The sequence below is a fragment of the Streptomyces sp. NPDC050732 genome (genome assembly GCF_040654255.1).
Lineage (GTDB): Bacteria > Actinomycetota > Actinomycetes > Streptomycetales > Streptomycetaceae > Streptomyces.
In genome coordinates, this window is record NZ_JBFAHP010000006.1 from 187,291 (window position 1) to 201,356 (window position 14,066).

General features: G+C 72.2%; 14 protein-coding genes. 3 read left to right on the top strand and 11 right to left on the bottom strand.

Going from position 1 to position 14,066, the window contains the following annotated elements; translation table 11 throughout:
• Window positions 1–80 precede the first annotated feature (80 nt).
• Window positions 81–473, top strand: coding sequence for a DUF779 domain-containing protein (locus AB0H82_RS07790; RefSeq protein WP_362989945.1), 393 nt, complete (start codon window positions 81–83; stop codon window positions 471–473).
• A 155-nt stretch (window positions 474–628) separates the two neighbouring features.
• On the top strand, window positions 629–1,837 hold the full coding sequence (locus tag AB0H82_RS07795; RefSeq protein ID WP_362990066.1) for a phosphodiester glycosidase family protein: 1,209 nt from the start codon (window positions 629–631) through the stop codon (window positions 1,835–1,837).
• A gap of 7 nt (window positions 1,838–1,844) precedes the next feature.
• On the opposite strand, the gene AB0H82_RS07800 is transcribed toward AB0H82_RS07795, so the two are convergent.
• The 3 genes from AB0H82_RS07800 to AB0H82_RS07810 all read right to left on the bottom strand — a co-directional run bounded on the left by AB0H82_RS07800 (window position 1,845) and on the right by AB0H82_RS07810 (window position 4,702).
• Window positions 1,845–3,374: a hypothetical protein gene (locus AB0H82_RS07800; RefSeq protein WP_362990068.1), complete on the bottom strand. Its 1,530-nt coding sequence runs from the start codon at window positions 3,372–3,374 to the stop codon at window positions 1,845–1,847.
• Window positions 3,375–3,511: 137 nt separating this feature from the next.
• On the bottom strand, window positions 3,512–3,706 hold the full coding sequence (locus AB0H82_RS07805) for a hypothetical protein (protein WP_362989947.1): 195 nt from the start codon (window positions 3,704–3,706) through the stop codon (window positions 3,512–3,514).
• Window positions 3,707–3,835: 129 nt separating this feature from the next.
• Window positions 3,836–4,702 carry a phosphatidylinositol-specific phospholipase C/glycerophosphodiester phosphodiesterase family protein gene (locus tag AB0H82_RS07810; protein ID WP_362989949.1) on the bottom strand — a complete coding sequence of 289 codons (867 nt, stop codon included), beginning with the start codon at window positions 4,700–4,702 and terminating at the stop codon, window positions 3,836–3,838.
• A gap of 360 nt (window positions 4,703–5,062) precedes the next feature.
• Between AB0H82_RS07810 and AB0H82_RS07815 the strand changes: the two genes are divergently transcribed.
• Window positions 5,063–5,464: a RidA family protein gene (locus AB0H82_RS07815; RefSeq protein ID WP_362989951.1), complete on the top strand. Its 402-nt coding sequence runs from the start codon at window positions 5,063–5,065 to the stop codon at window positions 5,462–5,464.
• Between the two features lie 9 nt (window positions 5,465–5,473).
• Here the strand turns inward: AB0H82_RS07815 and AB0H82_RS07820 are convergent, their stop codons facing one another.
• The 8 genes from AB0H82_RS07820 to AB0H82_RS07855 all read right to left on the bottom strand — a co-directional run bounded on the left by AB0H82_RS07820 (window position 5,474) and on the right by AB0H82_RS07855 (window position 13,987).
• Window positions 5,474–6,148: an ATP-binding cassette domain-containing protein gene (locus AB0H82_RS07820; RefSeq protein ID WP_362989953.1), complete on the bottom strand. Its 675-nt coding sequence runs from the start codon at window positions 6,146–6,148 to the stop codon at window positions 5,474–5,476.
• Window positions 6,141–7,052 (bottom strand): ABC transporter ATP-binding protein, encoded by a 912-nt coding sequence (locus AB0H82_RS07825; protein WP_362990070.1) that lies wholly within the window; start codon window positions 7,050–7,052, stop codon window positions 6,141–6,143. Before AB0H82_RS07825 ends, AB0H82_RS07820 begins: the two co-directional genes overlap by 8 nt.
• A gap of 44 nt (window positions 7,053–7,096) precedes the next feature.
• Window positions 7,097–7,972 carry an ABC transporter permease gene (locus AB0H82_RS07830; RefSeq protein WP_362989955.1) on the bottom strand — a complete coding sequence of 292 codons (876 nt, stop codon included), beginning with the start codon at window positions 7,970–7,972 and terminating at the stop codon, window positions 7,097–7,099.
• Complete coding sequence (locus tag AB0H82_RS07835; protein ID WP_362989957.1) at window positions 7,965–8,930, bottom strand: ABC transporter permease; 966 nt, start codon at window positions 8,928–8,930, stop codon at window positions 7,965–7,967. Before AB0H82_RS07835 ends, AB0H82_RS07830 begins: the two co-directional genes overlap by 8 nt.
• A gap of 77 nt (window positions 8,931–9,007) precedes the next feature.
• Entirely contained in the window at window positions 9,008–10,612 is a 1,605-nt protein-coding gene (locus AB0H82_RS07840) for an ABC transporter substrate-binding protein (protein ID WP_362989959.1), read from the bottom strand.
• 128 nt (window positions 10,613–10,740) lie between these two features.
• Window positions 10,741–11,838, bottom strand: coding sequence for an acyl-CoA dehydrogenase family protein (locus tag AB0H82_RS07845; RefSeq protein WP_362989961.1), 1,098 nt, complete (start codon window positions 11,836–11,838; stop codon window positions 10,741–10,743).
• Window positions 11,835–13,022 (bottom strand): acyl-CoA dehydrogenase family protein, encoded by a 1,188-nt coding sequence (locus AB0H82_RS07850; protein ID WP_362989963.1) that lies wholly within the window; start codon window positions 13,020–13,022, stop codon window positions 11,835–11,837. Before AB0H82_RS07850 ends, AB0H82_RS07845 begins: the two co-directional genes overlap by 4 nt.
• Window positions 13,019–13,987 carry an NADPH:quinone oxidoreductase family protein gene (locus AB0H82_RS07855; protein WP_362989965.1) on the bottom strand — a complete coding sequence of 323 codons (969 nt, stop codon included), beginning with the start codon at window positions 13,985–13,987 and terminating at the stop codon, window positions 13,019–13,021. The genes AB0H82_RS07850 and AB0H82_RS07855 overlap by 4 nt, the downstream gene beginning before the upstream one ends.
• Between the last annotated feature and the right edge of the window lie 79 nt (window positions 13,988–14,066).

Genomic DNA, 14,066 nt, shown 5'->3' on the forward strand with positions numbered 1-14,066 from the left:
TCCCACAATTGCTCCGAACAGGGGCCGGTCGGCCGCTCCTCGCAACCCTGTTGCAACGTGCCGCGGGACAGAGTCGCTCCATGGACCGTCAGGAGACGCAAGCATCGAAGGACGCCGATGGCAGCACTCCCCGGGTGGAGCTGACCCCTGCCGCCGCACGGCTCGTACGGCGGCTGCGGGAGCTGCACGGGCCGCTGATGTTCCACCAGTCGGGCGGCTGCTGTGACGGCAGCGCACCCATGTGCTTCCCGGACGGCGACTTCCGCACCGGTGATTCCGACGTATGCCTCGCGTCGTTGATGGTCGAGGGGGTGGCCGAGCCCGTAGCGTTCTGGATGTCGAAGAGCCAGTACGAGGTGTGGAGCCACACCCGGCTGATCGTGGACGTGGTGCCGGGGAGAGGCAGCGGCTTCTCACTGGAGGCACCGGAGGGCGTACGTTTCCTCATCCGTTCCCGGCTGGCCGGAACGTAGCAACCCGCGTCTGGTGAACTCCCCTGGCTGCTGCGACAGTTACTTCGCTCACTTCGCCGCCCGGCCGACATCAGGAACCAGGGGGATCTGTGGCACGCCAGAAGCAACGCGGTGGACGGTTCAGAACGGCCTGCACCTTCTTCACGACGCTCGGCATGCTGGCCGGTGCGGCTCTCGCGGGAGCGGCACCGGCCGGCGGTGCTTCCGGCGTCGCGGAGCGCGCCGGCGGCAGGATCGCGCCGGGCGTGGCGTACCGGTACTTCGACGTGGAGGGCTCCCGCGGCACGGCCCGCGCGCACGTCCTCGACGTGGACCTGCGGGATCGGCGCACGAGCGTCGGCCTGCTGTATCCGGGCAAGGTCGCCGCGCGTGCGCCCGTGTCGGCGCTCGCGGACGGGTCCGGTGCCGTCGGTGGCATCAACGGCGACTTCTTCAACATCACCGAGACGCAGCACCCGGGTGTCGCGGCGACCGGCGCGCCCGTCGGCCCGGCGGTCGCGAGCGGCCGCGCGCTCAAGGCCGCCGTGCCGAACGGACAGCGCTTCGGTCCCGCGATGCCGCCGGGCGTGACCACCGAGGCCGTCCTCGGCGTGGGCACCGACCGCAGGGCCCGTCTGGACAGCCTCGCCCTGGACGGGCAGATCCGCACCCGTGGCTCGCGCCTCCCGCTGGGCGGCCTCAACCAGTACGCGCTGCCGGTGGGTTCCGTCGGCGCCTTCACCGGCGACTGGGGCACCGTCTCGCGCGTGCGTGCGACCTGCGGCACCGACACGAACCGCGGCGCGCCCTGCAGCACCGACACGCACGAGGTGACGGTGCGCGACGGGCGTGTCGTGGCCTCGGCCGACACGCCGGGCAGCGGTCCGATCGCGCAGGACGAGACGGTCCTGGTCGGCCGTGAGGCGGGCGCGCAGGAGCTGCGGAAGCTGTCGGCGGGCGACCGGGTGCACGTGAGGCACCGCCTGGTGGCGGCCGAGTCGCGCACCCCGTTGCGCTTCGCGATCGGCGGCTATCCCGTGCTGCGCAACGGGGTGCCGCTGCCCGGCCTCGACGCCACGACGTCGGCGGTGCGGACGGTGGCGGGGATCTCCGCCGACGGCCGTCGACTGCTGCTGCTCTCGCTCGACGGCTCCCCGGAGTTCCGTGCGGGGCTGACGATCGCCGAGGTGGCCGAGGCGCTGCGGGGTCTCGGCGCGCGGGACGGCTTCAGCCTGGACGGCGGCGGCTCCTCCACCCTGGTCTCCGCGACGTCCACGCTGGTCGCGCGCGCCCCGGGCGCCGATGCCGTGACGGTCCGCAACAACCCCAGCGGCGGGATCGAGCGGCCGGTTCCGAACGGCATCGGCGTGTTCTCCGGGAAGTGACGGTCCTTCACTCCGTGTCGCGTACCGCCACGAGCCCGTTGAAGACGCCCACATAGGCCGTCCCGTCGGGTCCGAGCGTCACGGGCGCCCAGTTGTTGTCGTAGGCGACGCCCGTGCCGGCGAGCCGCTTCCAGCGGGTGTCGCCGGTGCGGAAGTCGACCGCGGTGAGGTACCAGGCGTCGATGCCCAGGCTGTTGGGTTCCTTCGTGTAGAAGTACAGCAGGCCGTTGGCGGTGGAGAGTTTGGGCACGGTGGACGGGGCGCGCACCGCGCTCTCCCAGGCCGTGTCGCAGCCGCTGCCGTCCTCGCGCACGTCGATCCGGCTGACGCCGCCGACGACGCTGCGGCCGAGGGTGAGCGAGGTGATGTTCTCGTAGCCGTAGTTGTTCTCGACGACGAGGCTGTCGCCCCAGGTGATCAGCGAGTTGTCGGTGGTGGAGGCGCCGGAGCGGAAGACGGGGACCTTGCAGACGAGCCGCTCGTCGGCCGGCACGTCGGCGCCGCGCCGGTAGACGAGGACGTTCATTCGGTCGTCGGCGTTGTCGGTGATGGCGACATAGTCGTCGTGCTCGCCGAAGAGGTCGGGGGTGGTGCCCGAACCCTGGTTGACCGAGCCGGGTTTGGTGCCGGTGCCGCGGTCGTACGTCTGGCGCCAGACGGCCTTCGGTGTGCCGTCCGCGGCGGCCCGGAAGCTGTAGAGGGCGTGGTCGGAGACGATGGAGACGCCGTCCTCGGCGACGGAGAACGAGTTCTGGATCTCCTCGCCGGCGAGGCGGACGGAGCGGATGTCGCCGGACTTCGGATCGACGGTCCCGACCCGCCCCTGCCGCGTCACCCACCAGATGCGCCCGTCCCAGTCCGGCATCACCGACGTGACCGGGTCGCACTCACCGCTCGGGTAGAGGTTGGTCCAGCTCACGCAGTCGTGCGGGACGTGGTCCGTCAGGTCCCACTCCTTGTCGACGACGAAGCGCCATCCGCCGTCGGGCGTGCGCTCGTGGGCGAGCCGGACGATGTGCTGGCGGGAGTCGGCGAGGACGAGCCTGTCCTCGTTGTCGAGGTACGAATAGGCGCCGCCCGACGTGTCCTTGAAGATCTTCGAGAAGTCGAGCCGGGTGATGGCCTCGACGGTCGAGGGCCGCTGCGGCAGCTTGTACTCGGCGAGCGTGTCCAGCGTCCTCGGGTCGAGCAGCTTGACCAGGAAGCCGGTGAACGTGCCGCACACGGTGACGATGCGTCCGTCGCGGTCGAAGGTGACGGTCGCGCACTCGCCGCCCAGCGCCGCCATCTTCTCGCTGTCGACCGCGGGCCGCTTCCCGAGCGGCCCGCTCCAGGGGTACGTGCCGCTGCCCGCCGCGTCGGCGTGCATGCCGCTGCGGCCGTTGGCGGCGAGGTACGGGTGCTGGGGCGGCGGGGTGCCGGGCAGCGGGCGGGCGTCGGCGGGCGCGCCCTCGTACTGCTCGACGAGCCGGTGCCCGGGGGCTCTGGGTATGTCGTCGGCGTACGCGGGGACCGCGAGGGACACGGTCAGGGCCATGGCACCGGCGGGAACGAGGCGGCGCAGTCTGCTGGACATGCGCCGAAGCTAGAGCGCGACCCTTGAAGTGTCCATGAAACAGCGTCAGTTGTTCATGAACCCGAAAGGAACGGCCCGCGGGCCTGCGTGCGAACCGGTCACGGCCGGATGCCGCTGACGATGTGGGCGGTGGCCGTCAGGCCGTCCTGGATGGTCGGGGCCATGCTCGTGCCGGCCAGGTAGAAGCCCAGCAGCAGGCAGACGACGGCGTGCGACAGCTTCAGCGCTCCGTTGCGCAGAAAGACCGCCGCAAGGATCACGAGCAGCAGCACGACAGAGATCGAGACAGCCATGCGAAGTACCTCCTCCGCCACGCGGAACCGCGGCTTCCGGCCGTCAGTGTCGCGCAGCGGAGGAGGCGTTCGGGCGTCTGACCTGTGCTCCGAACGGGTGTTACTCGCGCGAAGGTTGATCCGGTCGGATCATCGGCCGTGCGCGTCGAGGAAGGCCTCAAGGCCCGCGAGGTCATCGGTGTTGAGGTGGTCGACACCGGCGGCGAGCAGCTCGCCCCAGACCGCGTCGCGCTGCGGGCCCGGCAGGTCGGGCGTCGCCCAGAAGCGGACGCGCTGCCCGCGCGCGTGGGCGGCGGAGACGATGCCGCGCAGCTTGTCCCGCTCGGCGGCGGGCATCGGGCCCGTGCCCTGCCAGCCGAAGTTGAGGGACCAGTTGTCGCTGATCAGCGGGATGAGCGAGGCGGGCGCGGCGCTTCCCAGGTCGGCGAGACGACCGTCGTAGAAGGCGTGCCGGACGCGCTGCGCCTCCATGGGCGCACGGGCGGCGCGATCCCCGGACACGACGGCCGTGACCGCACCACGGCGCACCTTGCCGTGGGCGTACGACGTGAACAGGTGCCGGTAGGGCCGCAGTTGGCGGTGGAGTGCGGCGTACGTCGACGCGCCCTCGGTCTTGATGTCGATGAGCAGCTGGAAGGGGGTGCGGTGGTACCCCCGGTACACGGAGCCGTGGTGGGCCCGCACGCGCGCCGCCAGGGGCCTCAGGTAGAGCGATTCGAGGGTGCGGGCGGGGTCCAGATCGACCGGGTCGTGGGCGACGAGAAGCTGCCCCTCGACGAGGAAGATGTCGGCCTCGACGCTGCCGAACCGGTGGTCGAGGGCGTCGAGGAGGGGCCGGGGGTGTTCGTAGTCGTTGTGGGCGTGGGCGCGGACCAGCGGGCGGGGCCGGGGGTGGCGCCCGCCCCCGCTCGCGTACGCCTGGGCGGGTATCGCGACGCCTCCCACGAGGGCCGCGCCGAAGGTGGTGAGGGCTCTGCGACGGGTGGTGAGGGCCATGTCTGCCTCCCGGAGGGACGGGTCGGGACGCGCCGGGGACACGACGCGCGGATACGACGGTGAGCGGAACCTCAGTGAGTATGCGGCCCGCCCCGGGCCAGGAAACCCCGCCCTTCCGTGAGTTGGCGCTATCGACGCCGGGCGTTCACGGCGGGGCGGATTGGCCTCCGGTCCGGCGCGGGGCCCGGCCGGTGTGGCCAGGGGAAGGGTCGCGGTGTCCTGTGAGGCCGTGACCTGCTCGGTCACCGTCCGGTTCCTCAGTTCCCGGAAAGTGCGTCCTTCCAAGTCAGCGGCTGCTCTCTTACGGTTCCTGAGTAACCACAGGAGAGCGAGAGCCCTCGTGACAGGAGAGTGGACAGCATGCCTACGAACGATGTCTTCAACCACGACGTGCCGGCCGAGAGCGACTTCGGTTATGCGCAGGCGATCAGGTCCGGCGATCTGGTCCATGTCTCCGGACAGCTCGCGATCGACGAGGCCGGTGACTTCCTGCACGCGGACGACTTCGCCGCCCAACTCGACCTGACGTACGCCAACTTCGACAAGGTCCTGAGCCACTACGGCGCGACCCGCGCCCAGATCGTCTCGCAGACCGTGTACATGGTGAACCTGCGGCAGAACGCCGGGGCGGTGGCGGCGGGCAACCTGGCGTACTTCGGTGACCACCGCCCGGTCAGCACGGTCGTCGGTGTCACCGAACTGACCTTTCCGGGTCAGGTCGTCGAGATCAGCTGCGTGATCGACACCCGGCTGCCCGCCTGAGCGGGCCTCCTACCGTGCGGCAGGCGCCCTGTCCGCCAGTTCGTCCCAGTGCGTGGTGCGGTCGCACCAGCGTTCCAGGAGGACGCGGTCGTGGCCGACGGCCAGCAGTCCGGCGCCGCGTTCGGCGCGGTACTCCTCCACGACGTGGACCAGGGCCGCCGTCGTCGAGGCGTCGAGCATCGCCGTCATCTCGTCGCAGATCAGATGGCGAGGGCGCAGGATCAACGCGCGCGCCAGGCAGGCCCGTTGCAGCTGGCCGTCGCTGACCTCGTGCGGGCGGCGGCCCAGCAGGTCCTTGCCCAGGCCGACGCGGGCCGCGAGCTCCGGGACCTCGGCGGCCGCCTCGGAGCCGCGGCCCACCGCCCGCAGTGGTTCCGCGATCAGGTCGGCCAGGGCGAGTCGGGGGTCGGCGGAGAGCCGCGGCTGCTGGAAGACGACGCCGAAGGCCGTGCGCTGCTCACGGGGGGCGCGGTGGCGCCAGCCGCGGGCCGGCTCGCCGTCGATGACGACCTGGCCGGCGTCGGGGCGGTGCAGCAGTGCGGCGACCCGCGCGAGGGTGGACTTGCCGCAGCCGCTGGGGCCGAGCAGACCCACGGATTCGCCGGGGGCGATGGTGAGGTCGACGCCCCGGACGACGGGGGCGCGCCGGTCGTAGCCGGCGGTGATGGCGCGCAGTTCAAGCACGGGGAGCCTCCAGCACGTCCGCGTGGGGATGGTGGCAGGCCGCCCCGTCCGTGAGCGCCGGCAGCGCGCCGCACGCCTCGTCGGCCCGGTCGCAGCGGGCCGCGAACGCGCACCCCGCGGGGAGCGCGGTCAGTTCGGGCGGCATGCCGGGGACGGGGGTGAAGGCGCGCTCCGGCAGGGCGTTCAGGAGCCCGCGGGCGTAGGGGTGCCGGGGCCCCGGCGTGCCGAAGAAGTCGGTGGCGTCGGCGATTTCGACGACACGGCTGGCGTACATCACGGCGACCCGGTCGGCGATCCGTTCGGCGGCGGCCAGGTCGTGGGTGATCAGGAGCAGCGCGCGGTCGTCGCCGACGTGCCGGCGCAGTTCGTCGACGGTGCGGTCCACGAGGTCACGGTCGAGGCCGGTCGTGGGCTCGTCGGCGAGCAGCAGCGGCGCGTCGCCGATGAGGGCGAGCGCGGTGGCGGCGCGCTGGGCGAGGCCGCCGGACAGCTCGTGGGGATAACGGTCGAGGTGTCCTGAGGGGAACGCGGCGCGCTGGGCGGCCGCTTCGGCGGCGGCCCGCAGCTGCGGCTTGCGCACCCCGGCGAGCTCGCGCAGGGTCTCCTCCAGCTGGGAGCGCACGGTACGGACCGGCGTCAGATGGGCGGCGGGGCTCTGCGGTACGAGGCCGACGCGCCGCCCCCGCACGGTACGGGCCAGCGTGCGCTCGTCGGCGGTGAGGAGATCCAGGCCGCCGATCAGCGCGGACCCCGCGGTCTCGGCGTTCTCGGGGAGCAGGCCCAGCAGCGCGGAGGCGAGCACGGACTTGCCGCAGCCGCTCTCGCCGACCAGGGCGAGGCACTCCCCCGCCGCGAGGTCGAAGGTGGCGTCGGTGACGGCGGAGACGTGGCTGCCGCCGCGCATGCGGAACCGTACGGAGAGACCCTGTACGGAGAGGACGGGGTCCTTCACAGCATGAGCTCCGATCGGCGCCGGGGGTTGATCCGTTCCCGCCAGGCGCCCGCGAGGCCCGCGATCGCCAGGGTGGGCACGATGATGAACAGGCCGGGGAAGAGGGTCGGCCACCAGTCGCCCGCCAGGAGCGAACCGCGCGCGCTCTGCACGAGCGTGCCGAGGCTCGCCTGGTGGGAGGGGAGGCCGAGGCCGAGGAAGGACAGCGCGGACTCGTGCCAGATGGCGTGCGGCACCATCAGGACGGCGGCGAGTCCGGCCTGCGGCAGGACGCCGGGCAGCAGGTGGCGCACCGCGACGCGCAGCCGTGAGGCGCCGCCGGAGATCGCCGCGTCGACGTAGGGCCGCGAGCGCAGCGAAAGGACCTCGGCGCGCACGATGCGGGCGGTGGACAGCCAGTGGGTGAGCGCCACGGAGACGACGACCGGCCAGACGCCGGGCCGGAACATCGCGACGATGAAGATGCCGAGCAGCAGGTGCGGCACGGACGAGAAGACGTCCACGAGCCGCATCACGATCCGGTCGACCCAGCCTCCGGAGGCGGCCGCGAGGGCGCCGACCGCCGTGCCGATGACGGTGGCGACGACCGCCGCGACGACGCCCACCAGGAGCGAGACCCGCAGGCCGTAGACGCAGCGCAGCAGCAGGTCGCGGCCGACGTCGTCGGTGCCGAAGGGGTGCGCGAGCGACGGCGGCCGCAGCTTGGCGGCGAGGTCGACGGCCTGCTCGTCGAGGTTCACGAGCGGTGGTACGACGAGGACGGCGAGGACGACCGCGGCGACGATCACCGCGGAGGTGCGCACCCGCCACGCGCGCGTGGAGCGGCGCACGCCGCCCTTGGCGCGCCATACGACGTCGGTCAGGTCAGCCATCGAATCCCACCCTCGGGTCGGCGAGGCCGTACAGGAGGTCGGCCACGAGGTTGCCCAGGAGGACCGCGGCGGTGGCGAGCGCGGTCAGGGCGGCGAGCAGCGGGAAGTCCACGGAGGTGGCCGCCTGCACGGTGGCCGCGGCGATGCCGGGCCAGCTGAAGACGGTCTCCACCAGGAGCGCCCCGGTGATCAGTTCGGGTACGCGGGAGCCGATGAGCGTGAGCACGGGCAGCATGCCGGAGCGCAGCGCGTGGCCGAGCAGGACGGTCCGTTCGGCGAGGCCACGCGCGCGTGCCCCGCGCACGGGGTCGTCGCCGAGCGCGTCGCCGACGCCTTGGCGCACGTAAAGGACGAACCAGGGAAGCTGTGAGACCGCGAGGACGCCCGCGGGCAGCACCAGGTGGCTCGCGACCTGTCCCGCGGTCACGGTCGAGCTGGCCGTGTCGGTCAGGCCGCCCGAGGGCAGCACGCCCAGTTTCAGGGCGAACAGCCAGACGGCGAGCAGGCCGAGCCAGAACGGCGGCGCAGCTTCGAGGGTGTACGCGAGGGAGGTCACGGCGCGGTCGACCCAGCCGCCGGGGCGGCGGGCGGCGAGGACGCCGAGGGCGGTGCCGAGCAGGATGGCGACGAGGAACGCGGTGGCGGCGAGCAGCACGGACCAGCCGATGCGTTCGCCGATGGCGTCCGCGACGGGCTGCCGCAGCGTGCTGGAGTCGCCGAGGTCACCGGTGAGCGCCGAGGTCAGCCAGTCCCACCAGCGGGCGGCCAGCGGCTTGTCGACGCCGAGGTTGGCGCGCAGCTGGTCGAGGTTCTCCTGCGATGCGGTGAGCCCGGCCGTGCCCGCGTACGCCTTGACGGGGTCGAAGGGCGAGGCGGCGGCGATGGCGAAGACGCCGAAGGTGACGACGAGCAGCACGGGGACGGCGAACAGCAGCCGCCGCGCCGCGAGGCGTGCCATGGGCCCCCAGGGAAGGCGACGCCGCGCCGCCTTCCCTGAAGCCGGAGCCGGAGCCGGTGCCTCGGATATTGCCGGCGTCACTTCTTCGGCTGCCAGTCCTCGACGTTCCACCAGGGACCGGAGGCCAGGCCGTGGTCGTGCGGCTCGACCTGGGTGGTGAGGTCGCCGAACTTCTTGTCGACCACGTAGAGGTGGTCGATGTGGGTGAGGAAGGTGTAGCCCGGGTCCTTCACCAGCTCGCGCTGGATGGTGTCGTACGCGGCCTGGCGCTCGGCGTGGTCGCCGCTCTTGCGGGCGTCCTCCAGGGCCTTGTCGACCTTGGGGTTGTCGTAGTGCGCCATGTTGTTGAAGCCGTCGCCCGCGAGGGAGGACTTCAGGAGCGTGTACTGGTCGAAGTCCGGGTCGGCCGGGGAGCCGCCGCCGGCGAGGACCGCGTCCTTGGGCATGCGGGGCTCGATGACCTCCCACGTGCCGGACTGCACCTCGACCTTGATGCCGAGCTTCTTGGCGTCGGAGGCGTAGGCGAGGGCGTGGTCCTGGCGGAGCTTGTCGCCGGAGAGGTACCAGAGCGGGAACTTCGCCTGGACGCCGTCCTTCTCACGGATGCCGTCCTTGCCCGGCTTCCACCCGGCGTCGTCGAGGATCTTCTTCGCCTTGGCGGCGTCGAACTTGCGCTCGGTGCCCTTGGTGAACCAGGGGCTGTCCGTCGGGACGGGCCCGTAGGCCTCCTTGCCCTCGCCGTACAGGATCGAGTCGACCATGGCCTTGCGGTTCACGCCGACGTCGAGGGCGCGGCGGACGGCGGTGTCGCCGGCGACCTTGTTGCCGGTGGGCAGGGTCACGACGCGGTAGTCGAAGGTCTTGGCGGCGTAGGTGTTCTTGTTGCTGTCGCTCTTGTACTTCTTCGCGAGGTTGGGCGGCAGGATCGCGCCGTCGAGCTCACCGGCGTCGAGCCGGGTGGCGCGGATGTCGTCGTCCTTGATGATCGCCATGGTGAAGTTCTTGACCTTCGGCGCGCCGCCCCAGTAGTCGGGGTTGGCCTTGAAAGTCAGCTTCTCGCCCTTGGACCACTTGACCAGCTCGTACGGGCCCGTGCCGACCGGCTTGGTGGTGAAGGCGCCGGTGTTCACGTCCTGCTTGGCCGCGATGTGCTCGGGCGCGATGGGCAGGACGGTCCGCTCGGCGAACGGCGCGTAGGGGTACTTGAGGTGGAAGACGACGGTGTCCGCGCCCTTCGCCTCGACGCTCTTGACGGCGTCCAGCTCGGTCTTGGACGCGTTGTTCGTCTTCTTGTCGAGGATCGTCTCGTACGTGAAGACGACGTCCTTGGCCGAGAACGGCTTCCCGTCGCTGAACTTGACGCCCTTGCGGAGCTTGTACGTGTAGGTCTTGCCGTCGTCGGTGACCTTGGGCAGCTCGGCCGCGAGGGCGGGCTTCAGCTTCATGTCGGCGTCGTGTGTGAGCAGCCCGTCGAAGATCTTCGAGTTGCCGTCCTTGCCGTAGCCGAGGAGTGGGCTGAGGGTCTCGGGCTCGTACGCGATGCCGACGACCGCTGTGTTCCCGGCGTTCTTCGCGCCGCCCGCGCCGCCGCCGTCGCCCGGCGCCGAGCAGGCGGAGGCGACGACCGCTGTCACGGCCGCCGTCGCCACCGCGCCTGCGCCCCGTATCGATCGGGCCCTCATGCTCCACACCCCTACTGAAGATCAGCTGTTATTGCGAACAGCTCGCAATTATGCACCACGTAATAGGTGCGTAAAACGCGCAGCCCGCACCTGGTAGGTGCGGGCTGCATCAAAATGAGGTCGGCGGGTCAGGGGGCCTGGAGGTCGACCAGGGCGGCGAGTGCCTCGCGGTGCCGTCCCGCCGTGCCGTAGGCGGTCGCGTCCGCCTTGGCGCGCTTCAGGTAGAGGTGGACGGGGTGCTCCCACGTCATGCCGATGCCGCCGTGCAGCTGGAGCGCCTCCTCGGCGGCGCGCACCGCCACGGGGGCGGCGTAGGCGTGGGCGAGGGCGGCCGCCACGTCCGCGTCGGCGCTGCCCGTGGCGAGGGCGTCGGCGGCGTTGCGGGCGGCGGCGCGGGTGTTGACGACCTCGGTCCACAGCTGGGCGAGCCGGTGCTTGAGCGCCTGGAAGGAGCCGACAGGGCGGTTGAACTGGTGCCGCTCCTTCGTGTGACGGACCGTCTCCGTCAGGCACCATTCGGCGATGCCCAGCTGTTCCGAGGCGAGCAGGGCGGCCCCGGCCCGCAGGCCTCGCCGTACGGCCGCTTCCGCGTCCGCGTCCCGGGACAGCTCACGCGCGCGTGCCCCGTCGAAGGTGACCGTGGCGAGCGGCCGGGTGAGGTCGAGGGAGGTCCGCGGGGTGACGGTGACGCCGTCCTGCGCCGTGTGGACCGCGTAGAGCCCGCCGTCGGCGGGGACGAGCAGCACATCGGCGCCGACCGCGTCCGCGATGCCGGTCAGCTGCCCGTGCAGGGCGCCCTCCTCATGGCGTACGCCCTTGACGGGGGAGCCGGGAGCGACGGCGAGACCCACGGCGAGCGCGCCCACCGTGCGCCCCGCGGCGAGCGCACCGAGCAGCTCGGTGGCCTCACTCCCGGCGCAGCCGAGCAGCGTCTCCGTGGCGACGACGGCGCTGGTGAGGTAGGGCACGGGCGCCACCGAGCGGCCCAGCTCCTCCAGCACGACGGCCGCTTCGCGGTGTGTGGCGCCCTGGCCGCCGAGATCCTCGGGGATGAGGAGCCCGGCCAGGCCCATGCCGTCGGTGAGCGCCTTCCACAGCTCTCGGTCGAGCGGTTCGTCGCTCTCGGCGCGGGCGATGACGGTCGCGGCGTCGCACCGGTCGGCGAGCAGGGCCCGCACGGCGGAGCGCAGCGCCTCTTCCTCTTCGGAGTACAGCAGGTCGCTCATCGCGCGAGGTCCTTCCAGGCGACGTCCTTGTCGGTGCGCGGCTCGGCGGGCAGGCCGAGGACGCGCTCGGCGACGATGTTCAGCAGGACCTCGCTGGTCCCGCCCTCGATGCTGTTGCCCTTGGAGCGCAGATAGCGGTAGCCCGCGTCGCGGCCGGTGAAGTCGACGATCTCGGGCCGGCGCATCGTCCAGTCCTCGTACAGCAGCCCCTCCTCGCCGAGGAGTTCGACCTCCAGGCCGCTGATCTCCTGGTTGAGGCGGGCGAAGCCGAGCTTCATGCCGGAGCCCTCGGGTCCCGGCTGTCCCGCGACGAGCTGCTGGCGCAGCCGCTCCCCGGTGATCCTGGCCACCTCCGCGTCCACCCAGAGCTTGAGCAGGCGCTGGTGGAGGTCGTGCGTGCGCAGTTCGGGGCGCTCGCGCCAGGCCTTGGCGACCGGGCCGATCATGCCGCCCTCGCGCGGGATGCGCATGCCGCCGATGGAGACGCGCTCGTTCATGAGCGTGGTCTGGGCGACCTTCCAGCCGTCGCCGACCGGGCCGAGGCGGTGCGCGTCCGGGATGCGCACGTCGGTGAGGAACACCTCGTTGAACTCGGCCTCGCCGGTGATCTGGCGCAGCGGCCGCACCTCGACGCCGGGGTCGGTCATGTCGCACACGAAGTACGTGATGCCCCGGTGCTTGGGCACGTCCGGGTCGGTGCGGGCGATCAGGATGGCCCAGCGGGCGGTGTGGGCGCTGGACGTCCACACCTTCTGGCCGTTGACCACCCAGTCGCCGGTCGCCTCGTCGCGGACGGCGCGCGTGCCGAGCGCGGCGAGGTCGGAGCCGGCGCCCGGCTCGCTGAAGAGCTGGCACCACACCTCCTCGCCGGTCCACAGCGGGCGCAGGAAGCGGCGCTTCTGCTCCTCGGTGCCGAAGCCGAGCACGGTCGGCGCGGCCATGCCGAGGCCGATGCCGATGCGGCGCGGCTCGTTGTCGGGCGCGCCCGCGGCCTCCAGCTCGGCGTCCACGACGGCTTGCAGGGAGCGGGGCGCGCCGAGCCCGCCGAGGCCCTCGGGATAGTGCACCCAAGCGAGGCCGGCGTCGAAGCGAGCCTTGAGGAAGTCGGCGCGTTCCGTCGTGGCGGGCGGGTGTGCGGTGAGCAATTCCTGCGTACGGGTGCGCAGTTCGGCGGCGTCGGTCATGCGGCACCTCCGTGCGGCAGGACGACGACCCGGCCGGTCGTGACGCCGTCGGCGACGCGCTGCACGGCGGACGCGGCGTCGGCCATCGGCACCCGCTCACTCACCAGCGGCTTGATGGCGCCCTTGGCCGCGAGCTCGGACAGCTCCTCGTGGCAGCGCTGGATCAGGCCCGGGTCCTTCGTCTTGTACAGGCCCCAGTGCAGGCCCACGATCGAGTAGTTCTTCACGAGGGCGTGGTTGAGCGCGGGCGTCGGGATGGAGCCGCTGGCGAAGCCGATGACGACGATGCGGCCCTCGAAGGCCACGCACTTCGCCGACTTGGCGTAGGCGTCGCCGCCCACGGGGTCGTAGATCACGTCGGCGCCGCGGCCGCCGGTGGCCTCCTTGACGGCACCGATCACGTCGTCCGCACGCCGGTCGAGGACGAGGTCGCAGCCGAGCTCCCGCGCGACCTCCGCCTTGTCCTCGCCGCCGACGACTCCGATGACCCTGGCGCCCGCGGCCTTGCCGAGCTGCACCGCGGCGCTGCCGACGCCGCCCGCCGCCGCGTGCACCAGGAGGGTCTCGCCCGCCTGGAGGTGCGCGCGGCGGTGCAGGGCGAACCAGCCGGTCTGGTAGCCGATGTGGAGCGCGGCGGCCTCCGCGTCGTCCAGCGCGTCCGGGGCGGACAGCAGGGCGGCCGCGTCCGCGACGGCGTACTCGGCGAAACCGCCGTACGGCAGAACGGAGTTGGCGATCACACGCCGGCCGTCCTCGGTCTCGCCGCAGATCTCCATGCCCGGCGTGAACGGCATCGCGGGCCTGACCTGGTAGTGGCCCCGGCAGAGCAGCGCGTCCGGGAAGTTGATGTTCGCGGCGCGGACCTTCAGCAGCACCTGCCCCTCGTCGAGCGGCGGGCGGTCCGCCTCGGCGAGGCGCATCACCTCGCCCGGCTCGCCGTTCTCGTGCACTTGCCATGCCTGCATGCGGGGCCTCCACGGGGCTGTCGTAGACCGTGCTCGTCCGCATACTAAGCGGTCGCTTGCCCCGATGGGAACAGCCCGA

Bases quoted from the DNA above. Each gene is read 5' to 3' on its own strand.
- AB0H82_RS07790 (WP_362989945.1), top strand. From the start codon at position 81: ATGGACCGTCAGGAGACGCAAGCATCGAAGGACGCCGATGGCAGCACT.
- AB0H82_RS07795 (WP_362990066.1), top strand. From the start codon at position 629: ATGCTGGCCGGTGCGGCTCTCGCGGGAGCGGCACCGGCCGGCGGTGCT.
- AB0H82_RS07800 (WP_362990068.1), bottom strand. From the start codon at position 3,374: ATGGCCCTGACCGTGTCCCTCGCGGTCCCCGCGTACGCCGACGACATA.
- AB0H82_RS07805 (WP_362989947.1), bottom strand. From the start codon at position 3,706: ATGGCTGTCTCGATCTCTGTCGTGCTGCTGCTCGTGATCCTTGCGGCG.
- AB0H82_RS07810 (WP_362989949.1), bottom strand. From the start codon at position 4,702: ATGGCCCTCACCACCCGTCGCAGAGCCCTCACCACCTTCGGCGCGGCC.
- AB0H82_RS07815 (WP_362989951.1), top strand. From the start codon at position 5,063: ATGCCTACGAACGATGTCTTCAACCACGACGTGCCGGCCGAGAGCGAC.
- AB0H82_RS07825 (WP_362990070.1), bottom strand. From the start codon at position 7,052: ATGCGCGGCGGCAGCCACGTCTCCGCCGTCACCGACGCCACCTTCGAC.
- AB0H82_RS07830 (WP_362989955.1), bottom strand. From the start codon at position 7,972: ATGGCTGACCTGACCGACGTCGTATGGCGCGCCAAGGGCGGCGTGCGC.
- AB0H82_RS07835 (WP_362989957.1), bottom strand. From the start codon at position 8,930: ATGGCACGCCTCGCGGCGCGGCGGCTGCTGTTCGCCGTCCCCGTGCTG.
- AB0H82_RS07840 (WP_362989959.1), bottom strand. From the start codon at position 10,612: ATGAGGGCCCGATCGATACGGGGCGCAGGCGCGGTGGCGACGGCGGCC.
- AB0H82_RS07845 (WP_362989961.1), bottom strand. From the start codon at position 11,838: ATGAGCGACCTGCTGTACTCCGAAGAGGAAGAGGCGCTGCGCTCCGCC.
- AB0H82_RS07850 (WP_362989963.1), bottom strand. From the start codon at position 13,022: ATGACCGACGCCGCCGAACTGCGCACCCGTACGCAGGAATTGCTCACC.
- AB0H82_RS07855 (WP_362989965.1), bottom strand. From the start codon at position 13,987: ATGCAGGCATGGCAAGTGCACGAGAACGGCGAGCCGGGCGAGGTGATG.